At 69.7% G+C, this 21,078-nt stretch carries 21 protein-coding genes; 14 read left to right on the top strand and 7 right to left on the bottom strand.

What is annotated here, in order from left to right; genetic code table 11:
* Window positions 1-15 precede the first annotated feature (15 nt).
* Entirely contained in the window at window positions 16-228 is a 213-nt protein-coding gene (locus tag ACTJKF_RS15460) for a hypothetical protein (protein ID WP_440624383.1), read from the bottom strand.
* 108 nt (window positions 229-336) lie between these two features.
* On the opposite strand from ACTJKF_RS15460, the gene ACTJKF_RS15455 reads away from it, so the two are divergent.
* Window positions 337-1,674: an MFS transporter gene (locus ACTJKF_RS15455; RefSeq protein WP_440624382.1), complete on the top strand. Its 1,338-nt coding sequence runs from the start codon at window positions 337-339 to the stop codon at window positions 1,672-1,674.
* 122 nt (window positions 1,675-1,796) lie between these two features.
* On the opposite strand, the gene ACTJKF_RS15450 is transcribed toward ACTJKF_RS15455, so the two are convergent.
* Both ACTJKF_RS15450 and ACTJKF_RS15445 read right to left on the bottom strand, forming a co-directional pair.
* Complete coding sequence (locus ACTJKF_RS15450) at window positions 1,797-2,807, bottom strand: 3-hydroxybutyryl-CoA dehydrogenase (RefSeq protein ID WP_440624381.1); 1,011 nt, start codon at window positions 2,805-2,807, stop codon at window positions 1,797-1,799.
* Window positions 2,804-3,910, bottom strand: coding sequence for an NAD/NADP octopine/nopaline dehydrogenase family protein (locus tag ACTJKF_RS15445; protein ID WP_440624380.1), 1,107 nt, complete (start codon window positions 3,908-3,910; stop codon window positions 2,804-2,806). The genes ACTJKF_RS15450 and ACTJKF_RS15445 overlap by 4 nt, the downstream gene beginning before the upstream one ends.
* Before the next feature lie 149 nt (window positions 3,911-4,059).
* Here ACTJKF_RS15445 and ACTJKF_RS15440 point away from each other — a divergent pair, with 149 nt between their 5' ends.
* Window positions 4,060-5,052, top strand: a complete 993-nt coding sequence (locus tag ACTJKF_RS15440; RefSeq protein ID WP_440624379.1) for an AraC family transcriptional regulator — start codon at window positions 4,060-4,062, stop codon at window positions 5,050-5,052.
* A complete protein-coding gene (locus tag ACTJKF_RS15435) occupies window positions 5,049-6,080 on the top strand; it encodes a LysR family transcriptional regulator (protein WP_440624378.1) in 1,032 nt (343 codons plus the stop codon). Before ACTJKF_RS15440 ends, ACTJKF_RS15435 begins: the two co-directional genes overlap by 4 nt.
* Before the next feature lie 34 nt (window positions 6,081-6,114).
* On the opposite strand, the gene ACTJKF_RS15430 is transcribed toward ACTJKF_RS15435, so the two are convergent.
* Entirely contained in the window at window positions 6,115-7,245 is a 1,131-nt protein-coding gene (locus ACTJKF_RS15430; protein WP_440624377.1) for a porin, read from the bottom strand.
* A gap of 422 nt (window positions 7,246-7,667) precedes the next feature.
* Here ACTJKF_RS15430 and ACTJKF_RS15425 point away from each other — a divergent pair, with 422 nt between their 5' ends.
* Together ACTJKF_RS15425 and ACTJKF_RS15420 are read left to right on the top strand one after the other, a co-directional pair.
* On the top strand, window positions 7,668-9,083 hold the full coding sequence (locus tag ACTJKF_RS15425; protein ID WP_440624376.1) for a spinster family MFS transporter: 1,416 nt from the start codon (window positions 7,668-7,670) through the stop codon (window positions 9,081-9,083).
* Between the two features lie 155 nt (window positions 9,084-9,238).
* A complete protein-coding gene (locus tag ACTJKF_RS15420) occupies window positions 9,239-10,219 on the top strand; it encodes a PDR/VanB family oxidoreductase (protein ID WP_440624375.1) in 981 nt (326 codons plus the stop codon).
* A gap of 77 nt (window positions 10,220-10,296) precedes the next feature.
* Here ACTJKF_RS15420 and ACTJKF_RS15415 read toward each other — a convergent pair whose 3' ends face one another.
* Window positions 10,297-11,214: a LysR family transcriptional regulator gene (locus ACTJKF_RS15415; RefSeq protein ID WP_440624374.1), complete on the bottom strand. Its 918-nt coding sequence runs from the start codon at window positions 11,212-11,214 to the stop codon at window positions 10,297-10,299.
* Between the two features lie 141 nt (window positions 11,215-11,355).
* On the opposite strand from ACTJKF_RS15415, the gene ACTJKF_RS15410 reads away from it, so the two are divergent.
* From ACTJKF_RS15410 to ACTJKF_RS15400, 3 genes are all read left to right on the top strand, one after another.
* Window positions 11,356-12,639, top strand: a complete 1,284-nt coding sequence (locus ACTJKF_RS15410) for an aromatic ring-hydroxylating oxygenase subunit alpha (protein WP_440624373.1) — start codon at window positions 11,356-11,358, stop codon at window positions 12,637-12,639.
* A complete protein-coding gene (locus ACTJKF_RS15405) occupies window positions 12,636-13,139 on the top strand; it encodes an aromatic-ring-hydroxylating dioxygenase subunit beta (RefSeq protein ID WP_440624372.1) in 504 nt (167 codons plus the stop codon). Before ACTJKF_RS15410 ends, ACTJKF_RS15405 begins: the two co-directional genes overlap by 4 nt.
* A 65-nt stretch (window positions 13,140-13,204) precedes the next feature.
* The gene (locus ACTJKF_RS15400; RefSeq protein ID WP_440624371.1) at window positions 13,205-13,591 is read left to right on the top strand and encodes a tautomerase family protein; all 387 of its coding nucleotides are present in this window, start codon (window positions 13,205-13,207) and stop codon (window positions 13,589-13,591) included.
* A gap of 17 nt (window positions 13,592-13,608) precedes the next feature.
* Here ACTJKF_RS15400 and ACTJKF_RS15395 read toward each other — a convergent pair whose 3' ends face one another.
* Window positions 13,609-15,174 (bottom strand): ATP-binding protein, encoded by a 1,566-nt coding sequence (locus ACTJKF_RS15395; protein WP_440624370.1) that lies wholly within the window; start codon window positions 15,172-15,174, stop codon window positions 13,609-13,611.
* A gap of 137 nt (window positions 15,175-15,311) precedes the next feature.
* Here ACTJKF_RS15395 and ACTJKF_RS15390 point away from each other — a divergent pair, with 137 nt between their 5' ends.
* From ACTJKF_RS15390 to ACTJKF_RS15370, 5 genes are read left to right on the top strand one after another with little or no spacing between them, the layout of a single operon-like run.
* On the top strand, window positions 15,312-16,505 hold the full coding sequence (locus ACTJKF_RS15390; RefSeq protein WP_440624369.1) for an acyl-CoA dehydrogenase family protein: 1,194 nt from the start codon (window positions 15,312-15,314) through the stop codon (window positions 16,503-16,505).
* Window positions 16,506-16,558: 53 nt separating this feature from the next.
* Window positions 16,559-16,936 (top strand): hypothetical protein, encoded by a 378-nt coding sequence (locus ACTJKF_RS15385; protein WP_440624368.1) that lies wholly within the window; start codon window positions 16,559-16,561, stop codon window positions 16,934-16,936.
* 8 nt (window positions 16,937-16,944) lie between these two features.
* Window positions 16,945-17,487, top strand: coding sequence for a nuclear transport factor 2 family protein (locus ACTJKF_RS15380; protein ID WP_440624367.1), 543 nt, complete (start codon window positions 16,945-16,947; stop codon window positions 17,485-17,487).
* 32 nt (window positions 17,488-17,519) lie between these two features.
* A complete protein-coding gene (locus tag ACTJKF_RS15375; protein WP_440624366.1) occupies window positions 17,520-18,644 on the top strand; it encodes an amidase in 1,125 nt (374 codons plus the stop codon).
* A 59-nt stretch (window positions 18,645-18,703) separates the two neighbouring features.
* Window positions 18,704-19,447, top strand: coding sequence for an SDR family NAD(P)-dependent oxidoreductase (locus tag ACTJKF_RS15370; protein ID WP_440624365.1), 744 nt, complete (start codon window positions 18,704-18,706; stop codon window positions 19,445-19,447).
* Window positions 19,448-19,529: 82 nt separating this feature from the next.
* Here ACTJKF_RS15370 and ACTJKF_RS15365 read toward each other — a convergent pair whose 3' ends face one another.
* A complete protein-coding gene (locus ACTJKF_RS15365) occupies window positions 19,530-20,162 on the bottom strand; it encodes a response regulator transcription factor (RefSeq protein ID WP_440624364.1) in 633 nt (210 codons plus the stop codon).
* Between the two features lie 331 nt (window positions 20,163-20,493).
* Here ACTJKF_RS15365 and hpaC point away from each other — a divergent pair, with 331 nt between their 5' ends.
* Window positions 20,494-21,042, top strand: coding sequence for a 4-hydroxyphenylacetate 3-monooxygenase, reductase component (gene hpaC / locus ACTJKF_RS15360; RefSeq protein ID WP_440624363.1), 549 nt, complete (start codon window positions 20,494-20,496; stop codon window positions 21,040-21,042).
* Window positions 21,043-21,078 lie beyond the last annotated feature (36 nt).

Here is a 21,078-nt window from a genome sequence, read left to right as displayed (position 1 = left end):
GCGGGAGCGGCGGCGTTACCGCAGCCTCTCCGCGACCGCGCGTGCCACCGCGCTCAACGCATGGCCGCGCTCGAGCGCCGCGCGCGGCGCGAACTGGAGTTGCGCCGACGCATCGGCGTGGTTCATCGGACGGATGCGTACGTGCCGCCGCTCGCGCAGCGGATGATCGCGCTGCTGCAGGACAGCGCGCCGTAGCGCGCCGACCATCATCAGCGGGAGTGATGACACTCCCCTTTTTCTGCGGATTTGACCGGGACGGCAGCGCCGACAACACTAGTCCGCAGTGCCGCATGGGTTCGACAGACGGCACGCGCCCGCCCCCCTTCAGAGTCCGCCATGTACCCGACCGACACCGTGCAGTCCCCGAGCGCCGCCCGGCCGCTCGCCGACCGGCAGCTTCGCCGGATCGTCATTGCTTCCGTCGCCGGCAACGCGATGGAGTGGTACGACTTCTTCGTCTACGGCACGGCCGCCGCGCTCGTGTTCGGCCACGTGTTCTTTCCGCCCGGCGCGTCGCCGCTCGCGGGCAGCCTCGCGGCATTCGCCGCGTTCGCGCTCGGCTTCGTCGCGCGGCCGCTCGGCGGGATCGTGTTCGGCCACGTGGGCGACCGCTACGGGCGCAAGGCGTCGCTCGTGTGGACGCTGCTGATCATGGGCGCATCGACGTTCGCGATCGGCCTGCTGCCGACCTACGCGCAGGTCGGCCTGTGGGCGCCCGCCGCGCTCGTCGCGCTGCGGCTGCTGCAGGGCGTCGCGTCCGGCGGCGAATGGGGCGGCGGCGTGCTGATGATCAGCGAGAACGCGCCGCCCGAGCAGCGCGGCTACTACGCGGCGTGGAGCCAGCTCGGCGTGGGCGGCGGCTTCGTGCTGTCGTCGGCCGCGTTTCTCGCCGCGCAGGCGCTACCCGACGACGCGTTCCGCACGTGGGGCTGGCGGCTGCCGTTCCTCGCGAGCATCGCGATTTTCGCGATCGGCATCTATATCCGTCGCCACCTGCCGGAGAGCCGCGACTACGAGCAGGCCGGCAAGCGCGGCGCGCACACGCATTTGCCGATCGTCGAGTGCGTCCGTCGCCATCCGAAGGAAATCCTGCTCGCGATGGGGCTGCGCGTCGCCGAAAACGGCGGCGCGTACATCTTCCTCGCGTTCTCGCTCGTCTACGGCAAGTACGTCGGCATTCCGAACGGCGTGATGCTGACCGGCGTGATGATCGCGATGGTCGTCGAGATGGCCGCGATGCTCGCGTGGGGCCGGCTGTCCGACCGGATCGGCCGCAAGCCGGTGTACCTGATCGGCGCGCTGAGCCTCGTCGCCTGCGCGTTTCCGTTCTTCTGGCTGCTCGACACGCGCGTGACGCCGCTCGTGTGGCTCGCGCTGACGCTCGGCACGGCGGTCAGCCACGGCGCGATGATCGGCACGCTGCCCGCGCTCGTCGGCGAACTCTTCAGCACCGAGGTGCGCTATTCGGGCGTCGCGCTCGGCCATGAAGTGGCATCGATCTTCGCGGGCGGGATGTCGCCGCTGATCGCGACCGCACTGCTCGCGCGCTATCACGCGTCGTGGCCGGTGTCGCTGTTCCTCATCGCGCTCGGCCTCGTGACGGTTGCGACGCTGTGCGTGATGCGCGAGACGCGTGTCGCGCCGGCCGCCGGCGCGCGCGGCGATACGGCATGAGCGCGCGGCCCGCACCAACCGTCATGCCCGCGTCCTCGCCGACGGGCGAGCAACCAGCCGGTTCACGGTGCCACGTGCGCGCTTTCGCGGCACCGCAAGCTCACGCAGCCGCAACGTCCGCGCTACGCATCCGGGTTGCGCCCCGCGCCGTCGAACACCGGCGCCAGCCCGAGATGATCGAGCAGCCGCGCGAATTCGCCGAGCCGCTGCCGCATGTACGCGGGCACGTCCACGTTCGCATAGTCGTGGAAGCCAGTACCCGTGCGCACCCCATCGTGCCCGGCTTCCATGTTGCGGACGACGCTCGCTGCCGGCGCGAAGCGCGGGCCGATCTCCTCGGCCAGATACTTCGACGCGAAGTACAGGATGTCGCACCCGCCCCAGTCGATGAACTCAAGCAGCCCGAGCACCGCGAAGCGCGGGCCGAAGCCGGTGCGGATCGCCGTGTCGATGTCGGCCGCGCTCGCGACACCTTCCTCGACCATCCGCGCGGCCTCGTTCATCGCGAGCGCCTGGATGCGCGGCACGATGTAGCCTGGCGCGGGCCCGCAGATCACCGGCTGCTTGCCGACGCGCGCCAGCAACGCGGCCAGCGCGTCGACGACCCGCGGGTCGGTCGCGTCGCTGCGGCTGATCTCGACGAGCGGCATCAGCAGCGCCGGGTTCAGCCAGTGCGCATTCAGCATGCGTTCGGGATGCACGACATGTCGCTGCAACTCGGTGACGACGAACGTCGACGTCGTCGACGCAATCGTTGCATGCGCATCGACCTGTTCGCCGAGCCAGCGCAGCGCGTCGGCCTTCGCGTCGAGCACTTCGGGCAAGGCTTCGAACACGATGCCGGCGTCGCGCACCGCCTCCGCCGCGCCGTCGCGCGCGACCAGTGCAATGCGCGCGACGACGGCCTCCGCCTGCGCGGCATCGATGCGGCCGAGCGCGACCTGCGCGTGCAGCGGCCGCACGATCTCGCCGCGCGTACGGTCCTCGAACGCGCGCCATCCCTGCCCGTCGCGCGGCTTGAAGTCGATCAGCGTCACGTCGAGGCCCGCGAACGCGAAGACGAGCGCGATCCCCTGCCCCATGCGTCCCGCGCCGAGCACGCGCACGCGCGTCACGTCGTTGGCGGCCGTCATGCGGCATACCCCGCGTCGAGCAGCGCGCGCAGCGCCTCGCGCGACAGGGCGGCGAGCCCGAGGCCGTCCAGCGTGCGCCCGTCCGCATACAGGTCGCGGCCGGTCACCGCCGATGCCACGCTCAGCAGCCCCTGCGCCACCGGTGTCGGCACGTGCGCCCAGCGTCCGCACGACACGATGAACGACAGCCCGAGCCGGGTGTCCTCGAGCATGTAGCGATGGGTGCGCAAATCGATCTTCTCGCGCCAGTCGCCGCTGTCGGTCAGCTTGCCGTGCGCGCCGCGCCCGTACATCCATTCGTCGCCGTCGGTCGCGTAGTGGTCCGCGAGCGGGAAATGCGGCGCGCGGTAGCCGAGCGCCTCGCGCACGGCGATACGCTCGGCGTCGAGCGCATTCGTCACGCGCCGGATCGACGGTTGCGTGCCTTCGTTGTGGATGTCCCACGCATCGAAGTGTTCGAGCGGCCCGGCGTTCATCAGGATCAGCGGTGGATGGATCACCGGGCCCGCATTCATCAACGCGCCGGACAGCGCATCCTCGACCGGCTCGACCGACGGATAGCCGGCGCGCAGCACGTCGAAGGCCCAGCCGGCCGCATGCGCGGGAAACACGCCGGTCGGCAAACGCGTCGCATACGCACTGATCACGACTTCGTCGTCGCCGTGCTTGCGCACCAGGTAGGGCAGCGTGCCCGTCTCGGCGTACGCGACCCGCGCACGGTTGCCGGCGTCGGCCGCCGCACGCGCGAACACGACGCTGCCGAATGTGCCGGGCGGCAGGAACACGACCTGGCCGTCCTCGAGCAGCGGCGCGATCTGTGCGGCGAGCGCGTCGTGCGACACGGCCGGCAGCGGCACCACGACGAGCCGCGCGCCGCGCAGCGCGGCCGCGAGATCGCCGGTCAGGCGGATCGCGCCGTGCGCATCGCCGAGCGGCACCGCGCGCGTGCCGCGATAGTCGGTCACGTGCAACGCGCCGAGCTCGCGCAGCCGCGCGTGCGGTTCGCGGTCGCGCCGCCACCACGTCACGTCGTGGCCCTTCTCGAACAGGTCGATCGCCGCCGCATGGCAGCCGTGGCCGCCGCCCAGTACACATACCTTCATCGTTGTCTCCCGGTGAGTGAGTGTTGTCGAGACTACGCGGCAGCGCGCGGCGCGTCGCTTCAAAACACGCAACGGCACGCCCGTTCGCGCAACGCAATCGCGGCGACACGCACCCCGCCGCATCAATGCATCCGACACGAGGCCACCGCATGGATATCGCCCTCTCCCGACATGCGCCGAACCGGCTCGGCACGCTGCACGCACCCGACGAGGTCGAACGCGCCGTCGCGCACCGGCTCGGGCCGCACCGGATGGCCGCGCACGGCCGCGCGCCGTTTCATGCGGAGCTGTACGAGGTGCCGCTGCATCACGGCGCGCTGCTCGAACTCTGCTATGGCCGCGAAACGCGCATCGACTTCGGCGACGATACCGATCACTTCCTGTTTCGGCTGACCCTGGCGGGCGCATGCGAGTTGCAGGCCGGCCGCCGCAGCGCACGCGCCGGCCCGGGTGAATTGACCGTATCGTCGCCGGCGCTCGCGAGCCGCCTGAGCACGAGCCCCGATTGCCGCAACCTGGTGCTGCGGCTCGAACGCGGCGCGCTCGAACGCAAGCTGCAGGACCTGCTGCAGGCGACGCTCGCGCGGCCGCTGCGGTTCGAGCTCGCGGCCGGCGGAAACGGCAACGGCAACGGCAGCGGCGCCGCGCTCGTGCTGCCCACTTTCGAATACCTGTGCCGGCTCGGCGCGCAGCCGGGCATCGGCGCGGCCGCAATGGCCACGGCGTTCGGCGCCGACCTCACCGCGTGGCTGATGTCGCTGCTGCTCACGCACTTGCCGCATTCGTACAGCGACGCGCTGGCGCGCGGCACGCCACCGCTGCCGGCCCACGTGCGCCGCGCATGCGACCACGTCGACGCACATCTCGGCGACCCGCTCGCGCTCGCCACGCTTGCGGCCGTCGCGGGCGTCGCGCCGCGCACGCTGCAGCATGCGTTCCGCGCGTTCCTGAACACCACGCCGGCCGCGTTCGTGCGCGAGCGCCGGCTGGCCGCGGTGCATGCCGCGCTGCAACGCGGCGACGCGCGCAGCGTGACCGACGTGCTGCTCGCGCACGGCGTTCACGGCTTCGGCCATTTCGCGAAGGCCTATGCACGGCGTTACGGCCACCCGCCTTCCGTCACCGCGAGGCAAGCTCGATGACGCACGCCGCCACCAGCCGTGGGCCGGTCCGGTCCGAACCCGCGCCGCACGACGCCGACGCGCCCGACGGCCTGCGCGTGCAGGACCTCGACCTGAACCTGTTGAAGACGTTTCGCGCGGTGTACGAAGAACGGCATGTCGGCCGCGCGGCGTTGCGGCTCGGCGTCACGCAGCCGTCCGTCAGCTACGCGCTCGGCCGCTTGCGATTGATGTTCCGCGACGCGCTGTTCGTGCGCACCGGCACCGGCGTCGAGCCGACGCCGCGCGCGCAGCGGCTCGCGGGTTCGGTCGACAAGGCGCTCGCGATCCTGCAGCACGTGCTCGACGAAGGCTCGCGCTTCGCGCCGGACACCACGCAGCGCGTGTTCCGGCTGCACATGAGCGACTTCGCGGCGAGCGCGTTCCTGCCGACGCTGCTCGCGGCATTCGACCGGCGCGCACCGGGCGCGGTGATCGAAACGCTGCACGTCGACGAATGCCAGCTCAACGTCGCGCTCGAATCGGGCCGAATCGATTTTGCGCTCGGGCATTTCGCGGATGCGTCGAGCCACTTCCAGCGCACCGCGCTGCTGCACGAGCGCTGCGTGTTGCTGATGCCGCGCCGCACCGCGCAACGTGTCGCGCTGCCCGACGGTTTCGTGCTCGACGGCGACGCACCGGACATGCTGCGCTTCGTCGCCGTGACGTCGCATCCGCAGTCGATGCAATTGCTGGAGCGGCACGACCTGATGCCGCGCGTGCGGGCGGCGCTGCCCGACTTCATGGTGGTGCCGGCGCTGCTCGAACACGGCGATTACGCGCTGATCCTGCCGGAGACCGTCGCGATCACGTTCGCCGCGCGCCAGCCATGCGCGCTGTATGAGGTCGCCGGCGCCGGCGAATGGGCCGTGAACGCATACTGGCACCGGCGCTTCGATGCGGATCCGGGCCATCGCTGGCTGCGTGCGCTGCTGATGGAACTGTTCGATATCGGCCGGCAGGCGCCGTTCGACACCTGGCTCGCGCCGCAGCCGCCCGCCTGCGCCTGACGGCGCAAGCGGGTGCGACGTGGACCAACGACGATCAGAACGAGGTAAGGATGCCCGCGACGATCGAGCTGGCGGTCGCGCCGGGTTTGGCGACCGCGACGCCGCCGCCGGCCGCGCCATTGACGACGAAGCGCGCATGCGCGCCGTTGCGCACCATCGCGGCGCCTGTGTACAGCACCGTGCGCTTCGACAGCGGATAGTCGAACCGGATGCCGTACGAATCGGCGTTGCCGTCGCTGTCGGCGACCTTCCGGTAATGGCCGACGCTCAACAGCAGCGACGCGCGCCCGATCGGCACCGTCGCGCTGAGCTCCATCGTGTCGCTGTGCGGATACGCGCTCTGGCTGTCGATCGCGGCCGCGACGTCGGGGCCGCCGCGATGCCGCATGTACAGCGCGGCGACCTTCACGACGTTGAAGTCGTACGAGATCGCGCCGACCGTGTAGTTGCCGTTCGCGGCCGAACGGGTTGCGCCGAGCGCGGCCGCCGCCACCGGGCTGAACTTCTGCTGCATGTAGTCGACGTCGACCGACAACCCGCCGTGCACGTAGTTGAGCCCCGCGCCATACGTGTCGCCGAGCGTCGCCGGCTGGCCGGCCGCGCCGTTGGTGCCGCGCGCGGCCATCGCGCGCAGCATGAAGCCCGCGTAGCGCGGCGACGTGTAGCGCATCGAGTTGCGCACGCGCAGGAACGCGGGGCCGACGAAGTTGTTCGTCGCGTTGCCCCATGCGAGGCCCGCGCCGAGCCCGGGCAGGCTGTACGTGACGAGCGTGGTGTGCACGATCGTGTAGAGCTCGCCGAACTGCACGCCGCCGAACGGCCCGGTCATGCCGACCCACGCTTCGCGACCGAACAGCGCGCTGCTGTTCGACAGCGCGCCGCTCGCCGCGTTGAACCCGTCTTCGAGCTTGAAGATCGTCGCGTAACCGCCGCCGAGATCCTCGACGCCCCTCAAGCCCCACTGCGACGCCCACAGGTTGCCGCTGCCCATGCGCGTCACGTGGTTCGGCCCGGCGTTCGCGTATTCGATCGACGTGTCGATGCGACCGTAGAGCGTCACGCTCGATTGCGCGCATGCCGGCAGCGCCGCGCTCGCGAGGAGTGCGGCAACCAGCGTGGCAAGAGGGGCGGCGAGCCGGTCGGCTCGCCCGTTCGGATGGTTCATGTGCGTCGTCCCGTGGAAATTGCGGCGCCGGTCGGCATCGCGCCGCTTGATGTGAAGCTTGAGGTGAAGCGCGCTCGCCTTCGGACGCGAACGCTGCCGATCAAAAACGGGCCGAGTCTAGGAACGACAATTTCGGATGTCGACGCAACCCGCTCTATAACGCTTATAGACGTGCCGCATGATGCGCGCGCGCCCCGCCGCACGTGCGCGGCGCGGCGGCGAGCGCGCACGGTCTCGGTGTTTTCTTTATCCGGGTCGGTAAAGCTCCGTGTGGCGCGGCTGTCACTCCGGCTATGGCGGCCGAATTTGGCCGACTACGCTGCATCTCCGATCGTGTCACCCGCACGCTTTCGCGCCGCGCCGGCGCCCGGCCAGCCAGGCTGCCGCCGCGCATCCCCACCGCCCGCTCCTGGAGAATCCGCATGTCCGCACCCACGGCCCGCGCTGCCGACGGCAAGCGCTATACGTACGAATGGTATGTCGTCGTCATCTGCATGCTCGCGTATGTCTTTTCATTCGTCGATCGCCAGGTGCTCGTCCTGATGATCGAACCGATCAAGCGCGACCTGCACCTGAGCGACACGCAGTTCAGCCTGTTGAACGGTTTCGCGTTCTCGCTGTTCTACGCGGTGATGGGGCTGCCCGTCGCGTATCTCGCCGACCGCTACGCGCGGCCGCGCATCATCGCGCTCGGCATCGCGCTGTGGAGCGTCGCGACCGCCGCGTGCGGGATGAGCCAGCAGTTCGTGCAGATGTTCATCGCGCGGATGGGCGTGGGCGTCGGCGAGGCCGCGCTGTCGCCCGGCGCGTATTCGATGCTCGCCGACTACTTTCCGAAGGAGAAGCTCGGCCGCGCGATCGCCGTGTATTCGCTCGGCTCGTTCATCGGCGGCGGCGTCGCGTTCCTGATCGGCGGCTACGTGATCGCGCTGCTCAAGCACGCGAGCGCGTTCACGCTGCCGGTCGTCGGGCAGGTGCATGCGTGGCAGGTCACGTTCCTGATCGTGGGGCTGCCGGGGCTGCTGGTCGCGCTGCTGTTCGCCGCGACCGTGCGCGACCCGCAGCGCAAGGGGCTCGCGCAGGATCGCTCGGGCGCCGTGCGGCGCGTGTCGATGCGCGATTCGCTGCGCTTCGTCGGCACGCATCGTGCGACCTTCGCGTGCCACTACCTCGGTTTCTCGTTCTATGCGATGACGCTGTACTGCCTGCTGAGCTGGACGCCCGCGTTCTATATCCGCCGCTTCGGGATGACGGCCGTCGAAGCCGGCTACACGCTCGGCATCGTGCTGCTCGTCGCGAACACCGCCGGCGTGTTCTGCGGCGGCTGGCTCAACGACTGGCTGCTGCGCCGCGGCCGCAGCGACGCACCGATGCGCGCCGGCGCGATCGGCGCCGCGTGCATGGTGATTCCCGCGACGCTGTTCACGCAGCTCGACAGCCGGCCCGCGTCGCTCGCGATGCTCGTCGTCGCGATGTTCTTCGCGTCGTTCCCGATGCCGACGTCGACCGCCGCGATGCAGACGCTCGCACCGAACCAGATGCGCGCGCAGATCTCCGCCCTGTTCCTGCTCGTGTCGAACCTGATCGCGCTCGGGATCGGCACGACCGTCGTCGCGCTGTTCACCGATCGCGTGTTCGGCGCGCCGGCGGCGGTCGGCCATTCGATGTCGATCGTCAACGTCGCGGCGGCCACGCTCGCCGCGCTGCTGCTGGCGCTCGGTTGCCGGCAATATCGGCGCAGTCTCGAGCGCGAGCACGGCCATGCGTCGGCCGCGGCTGCGGCTGCGGCTTCGGTCGATGCGGCCGTCGACGGCGGCAGCGCCGTTGCCGCACGCTGACCGCCGACGATCGGGCCGCCAACCATCATCCACCTCACTGATGCCGGCATCGTTTTTTTATCGATTTGATTTATGCGATGCCCATCCCTATTCTCGGTTGCATGACGGCGCGGTGCCTGCCGCGCCGGTTTCCTCCCTACCCCACGGAACACCCCATGCAAGCGAACCGCCACCAGGTCCGGATCGACGCGCTGATCGACGCGGCGCAGGACATCCGCTGTTTCCGGGTCTCGCGCGTCGACGGCCAGCCGTTCGACGCGTATGAGCCGGGCGCCCATATCGACGTCACCGCGCCGTCCGGCGTCACGCGGCAATACTCGCTGTGCGGCCGCCCCGACGAGCGCGGCAACTATCTGTTCGCGGTGAAGAAGGAAGCGCAGTCGCGCGGCGGCTCGCGCTCGCTGCACGACGACGTGTGCGTCGGCGCGGAGCTGTCGATCGGCGCGCCGCGCAACCTGTTTCGCCTGGCGGACGACGCGAGCGAGCATGTGCTGGTCGCGGCCGGAATCGGCATCACGCCGCTGCTGTCGATGGCGTACGCGCTCGCGCAGCGCGGCGCGCGTTACCGGTTGCACTATTTCGCGCGCAGCCGCGAGCATGCGGCCTTCGTCGACGAACTGTCGGCCGAACCGTTCGCGTCGCACGTGACGTTCCATTACGGGATCGAACCCGATGCGCTGGCCGCGAAACTCGGTCGTTGCGTCGAGTCGATCGACGCGAACGCGCATGTCTATACGTGCGGGCCCGGGCCGTTCATGGATGCGGTCGTCGCTGCCGCGGCGACGCGGCTTCCCGAAGACGCGATTCACCTGGAACGCTTCGCGGCGGAACCGGCCGCGGCCGACGCCGCCGCGGATGCCGCTCCGGCGGAAGGCTTCGAAGTGCGCCTGCAACGCAGCGGCCAAGCGGTGCGCGTTGCGCCCGACACATCGATCGTCGACGCGCTCGCGCGCATCGGCATCGAGGTCGATACCTCATGCGGCGAAGGCGTGTGCGGCACCTGCATGGTGCCGGTGCTCGACGGCGAACCCGATCATCGCGATCACTGCCTCAGCAAGGCCGAACGCGCGAGCAACACGGTGATCTGCTGCTGCGTGTCGCGTGCGCGCTCGGCGGTGCTCGTCCTCGATCTGTGATGTGTTGACGCGTTGTCTCGTTGGTGCGTCGGTGCGCTGATGTACTGCCGCGCCGGTACGCGGGCACCACCCGGCCGTCATTCGTCGAACCGCTCGACGATCTCCGCCAGCAGCGCACGCATCCACGCGATCCCCTCGTCCTCGTGAAAATGCTCGTGCCAGTGCATCGTGACCGGCGCGGGCGGCAGCGTCACCGGCAGCGCGTACAGGCGAAACGCGTTGTCGCGGTTCAGGATCTGCGCGAGCCGCTTCGGCAGCGTCGCGTAGAGATCGGTGACCGACAGCACGCTCGGCAGCGCGACGAAGTGCGGCACTTCGAGCGCGATGTTGCGGCCCACCCCCTGCGCGCGCAACGCATCGTCGAGCGCGTGGTGGCTGTGCTCGACCGATTTCACGTTGACGTGCGCGGCGCGCACGAACTGCTCGAGGCTCAGCGCCGCGCCGGCCGGCACCCCGCGCCGGCGCGCCGTCATGCACACGTAGGTTTCCTCGAACAGCACCTGGTGGCGCGTGCGCGACATCAGCTCCGGAAGGTTGCCGATCGCGAAGTCGAGCCGGCTCGCGCGCAGCGCTTCCTCGATCTCCTCCACCGGCAGCGGCTGCACGCTCAACGTCACGCGTGGCGCGCGTTCGCGCAGCGCCTGGCAGATCGCCGGCAGGTACGCCATCTCGCCCGCATCGGACAGCGACAACCGGAACGTACGCGTGCTGGTGGCCGGATCGAAGCGCTCCGCATAGCGCAGCGCGACCCGCACCATGTCGAGCGCCTTGCCGACGATCCCCGCGAGCTCGAGCGCGACCGGCGTCGGCTGCATCCCGGCGCGCGTGCGCACGAACAGCGGATCGTCGAACAGCGTGCGCAACCGGCCGAGCGAATAGCTGACGGCGGGCTGCGACAGCGCGAGCCGCTCGCCGGCCTTCGTCAGGCTGCGTTCCTCGACGATCGCCTGGAATACGCGCAACAGGTTCAGATCGAGATGATCGACCGACGTCATCGTAACCTCCATCATTTGCCGCATTTATCTGATTGGTAATTTTAGATCAATTTGACGGATATATAGCAGAAGACGAGACTGGTCTCCCGACGCTGCACCTTGAGCGCAGCCCGATTTCGCGACTCTTTCCCCACGACGACGATGAGCGACATTGCCTACCAGACGATCGACACCCGCGCCTTGCATGGTCTCGCGCAGCCCGACCGCATCGCGCCCGCGATGTATCACGATCCCGCGCTGTTCGAAGCCGAGCTCGACCGCATCTTCTACCGCACCTGGATCTGGGTCGCGCACGAGAGCGAGCTGCCGAACCCGGGCGACTTCATCACGACGACGATCGGCCGCCAGCCGGTGATCGTCGTGCGCGACAGGACCGGCGAGATCAACGTGCTGCAGAACCGCTGCCGCCATCGCGGCGCGACCGTGTGCGAATCGCACAAGGGCAACGCGAAGGGCTTCACGTGCCCGTATCACAGCTGGTCGTACGCGCTCGACGGCACGCTGCGCGCGCTGCCGTACGGCGACGGCTACGAAGGCGTGTGCGAGAAAGGCGACCTGCCGCTCGTGAAGCTGCGCGTCGGCGTGTACCAGGGGCTGGTGTTCGCGAGCTTCAACGATGCGATCGAGCCGCTCGAGGATTTCCTCGGCGGCGCGAAGCCGTGGATCGACCTGTTCATGAAACAGGGCGCCGGCTACCCGATCAAGGCGAACGGCGAGCACAAGTTCAAGTTCAAGGGCAACTGGAAGATCCAGCTCGAGAACACCACCGACCTCTATCACTTCCCCGTCGTGCACAAGTCGTGGATGAAGTCGATCGACGACGAGACGGCCGCCGCGATCACGAGCTTCATGACGAGCGACGACGCGTTCTGCCGCGGGCTCGGCAACGGCCACAGCCTCGCGGTGCTGATGCCCGAGCTGATCGATCTCGACGAGGACGACGGCGCGCCGCTGCCCGAGCGTTTCGCGCCGCTCGCCGAGAAGCTCGCCGAGCGCCATGCGCCGGACGAAGTGCGCCGCATCGTGCGCTCGCTGATGGGGGTCGGCTTCAACCTGAACCTGTTCCCGAACCTCGCGCTGTCGATGGCGTTCTTCCGCGTGCTGCGGCCGATCTCCGCGAACGAGACCGAGATCCGCCACGTCGCGCTCGCGATGGACGGCGGCCCCGACGAAGCGAACCGCGAGCGGCTGCGCATTCACGAGCACTTCCAGGGCCCGTTCGGCTTCGGCAGCCCCGACGACGCGGAAGCGTGGGAGCGCGTGCAGCGCGGCGCGCATGCGGGCCCCGACGTGCCGATTCTCGTGAACCGCGGGCTGAACCGCGAAACGACCGCCGCGAACGGCGAGAAGACCGCGCATGCGACCGACGAGACGGGCATGCGCGAGGCCTACCAGCAATGGCGCAAGATGATGGAGCAACAATGATGGACGACCGCAACGCCCTCCTTTCCGAGCAGACCTTCGCCCGCGCGGTCGAATTCGTGTGGCGCGAGGCCGAGATGCTCGACCGCCGCGACTATCGCGCATGGCTCGACCTGTGGGATCCGGCCGGCCACTACGTGGTGCCGATCGATCCCGATACGACCGACTTCGCGGCGACGCTGAACTACGTGTTCGACGATCAGGACATGCGCGAGAAGCGCGTGCAGCGCATGGTGTCCGGTTACTCGGCATCGGCCACCGACGCCGCGCGCACGGTGCGCACCGTGTCGCGCTTCACGCTCGACAGCAGCAGTGCCGGCACCGTCGAGCTGAAATCCGCGCAGGTCGTGGTCGCGTACAAGCGCGGCGTCGCCACGCTGTTCGCGGCCGACGTCACGCACAAGCTGCACGTCGATGCCGACGGCGAGATGCGGATCGCGGAAAAGGTCGTGCGCCTGATCGACTCGACCGAAGCGCTCAGCGCGATCGGCTTCCTGCTGTAAGCGGCGGCCGGTTCGCCGCCGAATCGGCAACGGTGAACCGGTCACCTTCACCTTTCCGGACGACCATGCCCACACTCGAAGTTTTCCTGCCGGCCGGCCATGACGACGCGCGCAAGGCCGAGCTGATCGCGCGGCTCAGCGGTGCGACCGTCGACGCGATCGGCGCACCGATCGAATCGGTGCGCGTGCTGCTCACCGAATTGCCGGCCACGCAGATCGGCCTTGGCGGGCGCACGGCCGCCGACGGCGCGCCGCCGTCGCTGCCGGTGATCGTCGCGATCCTGATCGCCGGCCGCACCGACGAGCAGAAACGTGCGTTGATCGCCGCGCTGTCCGACGCCGCCGCGAACGTGCTCGATGCGCCATTGCAGGCGACACGCGTGATCATCAAGGACATCCCGAACACCGACTTCGGGATCGGCGGCCAAACCGCGCGGGCGTTGGGGCGCTGATCGTGCGCCGCGCGTCGCTACCCTGCCGTGGCGTGCGTGTCGGCGAGCGGCAGCGTCACGCGGCAGTCGAGCCCGCCGCCTTCGACCGGGCTCGCGCCGATGCGCCCGCCGTGGCGCGTGACGATGCTCTTGCACAGCGACAACCCGATGCCGTTGCCGCCGGCCTTCGACGACGAGAAGCCGTCGAACAGCCGGTCGTGCGCGTCCTCGGCGATACCCGGCCCGTTGTCGATCGCGCGCAGTTCCGCCTGCCCGCCGACGTTCGCGGTGCCGAGCGTCAGCGTGCACGGCGCGCGCTCGCAGCCGGCGAATGCCTCGATCGCGTTGAACGCAAGGTTGAGAATCACCTGCCCGATCAGCACGCGTTCACATCGGATCGGCAGCGGCGCAGCGGCCTGCACGATCGCGACCGTCACGCCCGCTTCCTTCGCGCGCAGCTCGATGAAATACGCGACGTCGGCGAGGATCTCGCGCAAGTCGGCGAGCGCGACGACCGGCTCCCGCTTCACGATGAACTCGCGCACGCTCTTGATGATCAGCGCCGCATGCTCGGCCTGCCGATCGGCGCTGCGCAACCCCCAGATCGCATCGTCGACGGCGCCGCGCGCGTTCAACCGCTGCACCGCGCCCTCGATGAAGTTGCGCACGGCCGCGAGCGGCTGGCTCAGCTCGTGCGCGATCACGCTCGCCATCTCGCCCATCGCGTTGTAGCGCCCCGCGTATTCGAGCATCCGCGCCTCGGCGCGCCGGGCGTTCTCGATCGCGACTTCGTCGCTCACGTCGCGGAACTGCACGAGCAGCCCGTCGAGATCGCCTTCGATCTCGACCTGCCGGCACAGAATGCGCAGCCAGCACGGCGAGCCGTCACGCCGCACGATCCGGTAGCGCTGCGGCGCGGACGGGTGCGCCGACGGCGCGTCGCGCAGCTGCGCGACGAGCCGGTCGCGATCGGCCTCGGAACAGTAGTCGAGCACCGCGCCGAGCGCTTCGTCGGGCGCGAGCCCGAGCACGCGGCGGCCCGACTCGCTGATGAACTGCACGCCGCCATGCGGCGTCACGACCGCGATGCCTTCGTCGAGGTCCTGCATGAATTCGCGCAGCCGCGCCTCGTAGCGGTGCAGCTGCTGGCGGACCGCCTCTTCCGCGCTGATGTCGCGGAACTGCACCATCACGACGTCGCGCCCACCCAGCGGCACGTAGGTCGCGGTGGCCTCGGACAGCATGTCGACGCCCGTTCGCGATCGATAGCACCATTCGTACACCTGCGGCCCGTCGACGAGCGCGCGATCCCATGCGCCCACCGCGATCTCGCGCCGGTATTTCGGTTCGGGGCGCGTCATGTCCGGCGCCTTCAGCGGCAGCAGCTCCTCGACGGAAAAGCCGAGCGCGATGCACGCGGCGCGGTTCGCCCACACGATCGCCTTCGTCTGCGCATCGTGCAGCAGCACGCAGGTGGTCAATGCGTCGAGCAGCCGGTGGAAATCGTCTTCGTCGGGGAAACTCATGATCGGCGGAATCGGATGAAGGCGCGCGGCGTCGCGCGGCCGGAGGTCCAACATAGCACCGGCGTGCGCGGCCCGCATCTGAAGATTTCTTTAGTCCGGCACGGAGCGACACCAGTCGCGCGGCCCTACGCACCAATTGCTGCGTGTTTTCGGCGTTTCTAGACTGGCTGCATCGTCTTGCCCCCGCAATCGAACCCCATCCCCAGGAGACAGTCATGCCCAACGCCGCCCTCGCCATCGACGCCGCGCCCCCCTCGCCGCATGCGGTCCGCGAAGCGGCCGCGCGGGTGTCGCCGCTCGACGCGGTGCTCGAGATCGTCGCCGCGCGCCGCGACGAATTCGACCGCCTGTCGCACGTGCCGCGCGACGTGATCGCGCTGTTCAAGGAAGCCGGCCTCTATCGCGCGGGCACGCCGCGCCGCTTCGGCGGCGATGCGCTCGCGCCGACCGCGTTCCTCGACATGATCGAGCGAATCGCGACCGCCGACGGATCGGCCGCGTGGGTCGCGAGCTTCGGCTCGGCCAACGTGTATCTCGCCGCGCTGCCGCTCGCGACGCAGGCCGAGCTGTACGCGAGCGGCCCCGACCAGGTGTTCGCGGGCGGGCTGTTCCCGGTGCAGCCGGCACAGGCGGCGCCCGGCGGCTGGCGCGTGAACGGCACGTGGAAGTTCGCGAGCGGCTGCAAGGGCGCCGACTGGCTCGGCGTCGGCATCGCCGTGCCCGGCGCGCAGGACGCCGCGCCGAACAAGCCGCGCACGGCCGTGTTCCGCGCCGCCGACGTCGCGATCGTCGAGAACTGGAGCGTGGTCGGGATGCAGGGCACCGGCAGCCACGACCTGCGCGTCGACGACCGCTTCGTGCCCGAAGCCTGGACCTTCGTGCGCGGCGGCGAGCCGACCGTCGACGAGCCGCTGTACCGCTATCCGACCGTCGCCTATGCGGCGCAGGTGCTCGCCGTGGTCAACCTCGGGCTGGCGCGCGCGGCGCTCGACGTCGTGAACCGGATGTCGGGCGGCCGCCAAACGACGACCGGCGCACCGCGCCTCGCCGATCGCGCGTACTACCGGATCGAGCTCGCGAAGGCCGAGGCGCAGCTGCGCTCGGCGCGCGCGTTCTTCTACGACGCGACCGACTCGGTCTGGCAATCGATCCTCGCCGGCAACCCCGTGACGGCCGAGCAGGTCAGCCTGCTGCGGCTCGCGGCCACGCAGATCGCCCGCGAAGGCGCGAGCGTCGTCGAGCGCGCGTACCGGCTCGGCGGCACGGCCGCGATCTATCGCACGCATCCGCTGCAACGCCTGCTGCGCGACGCGATGGTCGTCACGCAGCACGCGTTTCTCGGCGAAGGCAACTTCGACGGCGCGGGCGCGGTGTTCACCGGCGTCACGCCGTTCCCCGGCTATCTGTAATCCGCGTCGCTCGATGTCGACGACGCCGCCCCCTTTCTTCAGGAGAACCTGTCATGTCCGATTCGAATCCGCTGCCGCTGCGCGTGCTGTTCTGCTGCGGCGTGTCGCAAAACTTCTTCGACCTGCCGCGCGAGAAGATCGGCGAAGTGTGGCAAGCGTACGGCGCGATGCTCGCCGCCGTCGAGGCAATGCCCGGCGTGCGCGTGCTCGGCGTGATGGATGACGATCGCCTCGTCGTTGGCCAGGCCGACAGCGCGCCGTGGACGTTCTACATCATGGCCGACGTCGCCGATTTCGACACGACGGTGGCCGTGTGCAACCTGTATCGCACGACGCCTGTCGGCGAATACAACCTGTGGCGCTACGGCAAGATCGAGGCGCGCGTCGGCCGTGCGCTGACCGTGCCGCCGGCCGCGAAGCCCGCGGCGTGAGGCGCGCGATGAGCGAATCCGCTTCGACGCGCGCGCTCGATGCGCTCGACACACTCGACGCGCTTGCGCGACGCGTGGCGGCGCTCGACGCCGAACGCGCGGTGCGCGCGACGATCACGCGCTACATGGCGCTGTGCGACGTGCCCGAGGATGCCGGCGACGGCGCGACGCTCGCCGCACTGTTCACGGCCGATGCGGTATGGGAAGGCATCGGCCCGCAGTACGCGCGCAAGTTCGGCCGCCTCGAAGGCACCGACGCGATCGTCGCGATGCTGCGCCGCTACCTGCCGCCCGATCCGCATTTCGCGGCGAACCTGCACTTCCTGACGTCGGAGTCGATCGACGTCGACCTCGCTCGCGCGACCGCGCGCGGCCGCTGGATCATGCTGCAGGCATCGCGCTATGCGGACGGCACGGCCGAACTGATCGCCGCGCGGCTGACGATCGATTTTGCGCCGGCCGACGACGGCTCGACCTGGCTGATCCGCCATTTCCGCACCGAGCGCGTGTTGAACGGCCCGTGGCCGCTCGCCGCCGCGCCGCGGTCCTGAACCCTTTCTCCCTGCTCGCACGCCATCGCACCATGACAGGCTTCATCGACACCTTCACGCTGGGCGGCCCGGGCCCAACGATCGCGATCAAGGACACGATCGACATCGCCGGCCATCCGACCCGCGCGGCCAGCCGCGCGCTCGCCGACGCGCCACCCGCCGCGCAGCACGCGGACGTGGTCCGCCTGCTGCTCGACGCCGGCTGGCAGATCGCCGGCAAGGCGAACATGCACGAGCTCGCGTTCGGCATGACCGGCGTCAACGACACCACCGGCACGCCGGTCAATCCGCAGGATCCGGCGCGCATTCCGGGCGGCTCGTCGAGCGGGTCGGCGTCGCTCGTCGGACTCGGCGTGGTGGACGCCGCGCTCGGCACCGATACCGGCGGCTCGATTCGCGGGCCGGCTGCATGCTGCGGCGTGGCGGGCCTCAAGCCGACATTCGGCCGCGTGTCGCGGCGCGGCGTCGCGCCCGCCGACACCACGCTCGATTGCGTCGGGCCGTTCGCACGCGAGCTGCGCACCCTCGCGGCCGTGATGGCGGCCATCGCGCCGGGCTTCGATCCGGCGCGCGCGGCCACGCCTGCTGCCGGCTGCACGATCGCCCGCGTGATCGTCGACGCCGAGCCGGCGATCGCCGCCGCGCTCGACGCGGCGCTCCGTGCGGCGGGCCTGCGCGCGCACGATGTCGTGCTCGACGCAATGCCCGACGCCTTCACCGCGGGGCTCGCCGTCATCAATGCGGAAACGTCGCGCGCGTTCGGCCATCTCGTCGAAACCGGCAAGCTCGGCGCGGATCTCGATGCCCGGCTGCGCATGGCCGCGAACACGACACCGGCCGCGCTCGCCGAAGCCGAAGCCGTGCGCGCACGCTTCACCGCACAGGTCGACGCCGCGCTCGAACACGCGGACGTGCTGGTGCTGCCGACACTGCCCGCGTTGCCGATCACGCTGGCGCAGGCACGCGACGGCGTGTCGGTCATCGCGATGTCGTCGCTGATCCGGCCGTTCAACCTGAGCGGCCATCCGGCGCTCAGCCTGCCGCTGCCGCTCGCGGGCACCCCGTTGAAGGCCGGGCTGCAGATCGTCGGACGCAAGGGCGCGGACGAACAGGTGTGCGCGATCGCGGCACACTTCGAAGCGGCACTCGCCGCATGAATCACGATGCGGGCGCGGCGGTACGCTGCACGCGCCCGCGAACCAGGGAAGCACGCACCATGTCAGATCGAGTCGTTCTCGTCACCGGCGCCGCGCGCGGGCTCGGCGCCGTCATCGCCGAACGCTTTCATGCAGCCGGCTATCGCGTCGCGCTGGCCGACATTGCCGCCGATGCCATTCACGCGCATGCGCACGACCTCGATCCGAGCGGCGAACGCGCGATCGCGCTGCCGCTCGACGTCACGTCGAAACGCGATTTCGAGGCCGCGCGCGATGTGCTCGTCGCGCGCTGGGGCACGATCGACGTGCTCGTCAACAATGCGGGCGCATCGAAGGTCGTGCCGGCGATGGACATCACGGCCGAGCAGTTCGACCAGGTGATCGACGTGAACCTGCGCAGCGTGCTGTTCGGCTGCCAGGTGTTCGGCCAGTACTTCGCGACGCGTGGCGCGGGCCGCATCGTCAACATCGCGTCGCTCGCCGGGCAGAACGGCGGCTCGGCGACGGGCGCGCACTATGCGGCCGCGAAGGGCGGCACGCTGACGCTGACCAAGGTGTTCGCGCGCGATCTCGCCGCGCAGGGCGTGACCGTCAATGCGATCTCGCCGGGGCCGCTCGATCTGCCGATCGTCCATGAAAGCGTCGCGCCGGAAAAATTGCGGCAGGTGCTCGCGAGCCTGCCGGGCGGCAAGCTCGGATCGGCCGGATTCGTCGCGGATGCGGCCGTGCTGCTCGCGGCGGGCGATGCGCATTTCGCGAACGGCGCGTGCTGGGATATCAACGGCGGGTTGTACATGCGCTGAACGGCGGCAGGCATCGCGCGCGCGGTGCGTGTGCCTGGCGTGCCGTGTGCGCGCCAACCTGTCCGCGTATGCGCAGGACCCGCTAGCGCGACGACTCCCCGTCGTCGCCCCACACGACCATCACGTCGCGCACCAGCGCGGCGATCGACGTCGCGCCGAGCTTCTCCTTGATGCTGGCACGATGGACGTCGACGGTCTTCACGCTGATCGACAGGTCCGACGCGATCTGCTTGCTGCCCTTGCCGTCGACGACACCGCGCAGCACCTCCTTCTCGCGCGCGGTCAGCGCATCGAGCCGCTGGCGCAGCGCGCGGTGCCGCTGGTCGACCGCGTGCCGCTGGTGCGCGAGCCGCAGCGCGCGTTGCACGCGCTCGAGCATCTGCTGCGAGTTGTATGGCTTCTCGACGAAATCGATCGCGCCGTTCTGCAGCGCACGCACCGACATCGGAATGTCGCCATGACCGCTGACGAAGATCACCGGCAGCGTCGCGCCGCGCGCGTTCAATTCCGCCTGCACGTCGAAGCCGCTTTTCTCCGGCATCCGCACGTCGAGCACGAGGCAGGCGGGCAGGTTCACGTCGAAGCGCGCGAGAAAGTCGGCCGCATTCGCGAACCCTTCGGACGCGATGCCGACCGATTCGAGCAACCAGGCAAGCGACGTCCGCATGCCGCTGTCGTCGTCGACGATGTATACGATCGGAGCGGGTGACGTCATCGGGTGTCTCGCAAGATATCGGTATTGGCATCGCACGCGCCGCGTGTGAAGCCGGCGTCGTTCGTCGGGGTGTGCGGCACATCATAACGAGCCGGAAATGCGCTGAATACCCCTTTACGTACCGCACCGGCGCGCGATCGCATTTTTTCCGCGCGCCGCGCCGCGGATCTAGGTAGAACCTTTAGACGCGTTGGCGGGAACGCCCGCTTCATCGTCAATCGTGCGAATGTTCACCGGCTTTTTCGCGACGTACGCTTGGGTCAACCGTCGACGATCCGCTGCCGCATCCATCGCCTGCACGATCGCCGCCCCCACTCACCCAGGAGCGCCCATGTCCGCAACGACCGATACCCCGCAACCGGCGCGCGCCGAACCCACCGACGCGCAAAAGGCCTTCCGGCAAGCGATGGCCCACCTCGGCGCGGCCGTCAACGTGATCACCACCGCGGGGCCGCACGGCCGCTGCGGGATCACCGCGAGCGCCGTCTGTTCCGTCACCGACACGCCGCCGACGCTGCTCGTGTGCCTGAACCGGTCGAGTGCGATGCATGCGATCTTCGAGCGCAATCGTCACGTCTGCATCAACGTGCTGCCGGCCGAGCACGAACTGCTCGCGCGGCATTTCGCGGGGCTCACGGCGTTGCCGATGGAACGGCGCTTCGAACTGCCGGTATGGGATCGCGGCGAGCAGGATGTCCCCGTGCTGCGCGACGCGCTCGCGAGCCTGCAGGGCACGATCGCCGAGATGAAGGAAGTCGGCTCGCATTCGGTGATGTTCATCGAGGCGACGTCGATCCGCGTGCGCCACGATGGCGACAGCCTGATCTATTTCAGCCGCGCGTTTCATCGCGTGTCGCGTGCTGCCTGCGTGCAGCCGTAGCGGCAACGATCCAGGGCTCGCCGGACGCGCGCGCAC

It is taken from the genome of Burkholderia sp. 22313 (assembly GCF_052045245.1).
Taxonomy (GTDB): Bacteria; Pseudomonadota; Gammaproteobacteria; order Burkholderiales; family Burkholderiaceae; genus Burkholderia.
Note: the sequence above shows the minus strand (reverse complement) of the source record. Positions and strands in the feature narration are given on the sequence as shown.

Bases quoted from the DNA above. Each gene is read 5' to 3' on its own strand.
- ACTJKF_RS15440 (WP_440624379.1), top strand. From the start codon at position 4,060: ATGGATATCGCCCTCTCCCGACATGCGCCGAACCGGCTCGGCACGCTG.
- ACTJKF_RS15365 (WP_440624364.1), bottom strand. From the start codon at position 20,162: ATGACGTCACCCGCTCCGATCGTATACATCGTCGACGACGACAGCGGC.
- ACTJKF_RS15375 (WP_440624366.1), top strand. From the start codon at position 17,520: ATGACAGGCTTCATCGACACCTTCACGCTGGGCGGCCCGGGCCCAACG.
- ACTJKF_RS15445 (WP_440624380.1), bottom strand. From the start codon at position 3,910: ATGAAGGTATGTGTACTGGGCGGCGGCCACGGCTGCCATGCGGCGGCG.
- ACTJKF_RS15410 (WP_440624373.1), top strand. From the start codon at position 11,356: ATGAGCGACATTGCCTACCAGACGATCGACACCCGCGCCTTGCATGGT.
- ACTJKF_RS15370 (WP_440624365.1), top strand. From the start codon at position 18,704: ATGTCAGATCGAGTCGTTCTCGTCACCGGCGCCGCGCGCGGGCTCGGC.
- ACTJKF_RS15455 (WP_440624382.1), top strand. From the start codon at position 337: ATGTACCCGACCGACACCGTGCAGTCCCCGAGCGCCGCCCGGCCGCTC.
- ACTJKF_RS15390 (WP_440624369.1), top strand. From the start codon at position 15,312: ATGCCCAACGCCGCCCTCGCCATCGACGCCGCGCCCCCCTCGCCGCAT.
- ACTJKF_RS15395 (WP_440624370.1), bottom strand. From the start codon at position 15,174: ATGCGGGCCGCGCACGCCGGTGCTATGTTGGACCTCCGGCCGCGCGAC.
- ACTJKF_RS15425 (WP_440624376.1), top strand. From the start codon at position 7,668: ATGTCCGCACCCACGGCCCGCGCTGCCGACGGCAAGCGCTATACGTAC.
- ACTJKF_RS15435 (WP_440624378.1), top strand. From the start codon at position 5,049: ATGACGCACGCCGCCACCAGCCGTGGGCCGGTCCGGTCCGAACCCGCG.
- ACTJKF_RS15385 (WP_440624368.1), top strand. From the start codon at position 16,559: ATGTCCGATTCGAATCCGCTGCCGCTGCGCGTGCTGTTCTGCTGCGGC.
- ACTJKF_RS15415 (WP_440624374.1), bottom strand. From the start codon at position 11,214: ATGACGTCGGTCGATCATCTCGATCTGAACCTGTTGCGCGTATTCCAG.
- ACTJKF_RS15380 (WP_440624367.1), top strand. From the start codon at position 16,945: ATGAGCGAATCCGCTTCGACGCGCGCGCTCGATGCGCTCGACACACTC.
- ACTJKF_RS15420 (WP_440624375.1), top strand. From the start codon at position 9,239: ATGCAAGCGAACCGCCACCAGGTCCGGATCGACGCGCTGATCGACGCG.
- ACTJKF_RS15450 (WP_440624381.1), bottom strand. From the start codon at position 2,807: ATGACGGCCGCCAACGACGTGACGCGCGTGCGCGTGCTCGGCGCGGGA.
- ACTJKF_RS15405 (WP_440624372.1), top strand. From the start codon at position 12,636: ATGATGGACGACCGCAACGCCCTCCTTTCCGAGCAGACCTTCGCCCGC.
- ACTJKF_RS15430 (WP_440624377.1), bottom strand. From the start codon at position 7,245: ATGAACCATCCGAACGGGCGAGCCGACCGGCTCGCCGCCCCTCTTGCC.
- hpaC (WP_440624363.1), top strand. From the start codon at position 20,494: ATGTCCGCAACGACCGATACCCCGCAACCGGCGCGCGCCGAACCCACC.
- ACTJKF_RS15400 (WP_440624371.1), top strand. From the start codon at position 13,205: ATGCCCACACTCGAAGTTTTCCTGCCGGCCGGCCATGACGACGCGCGC.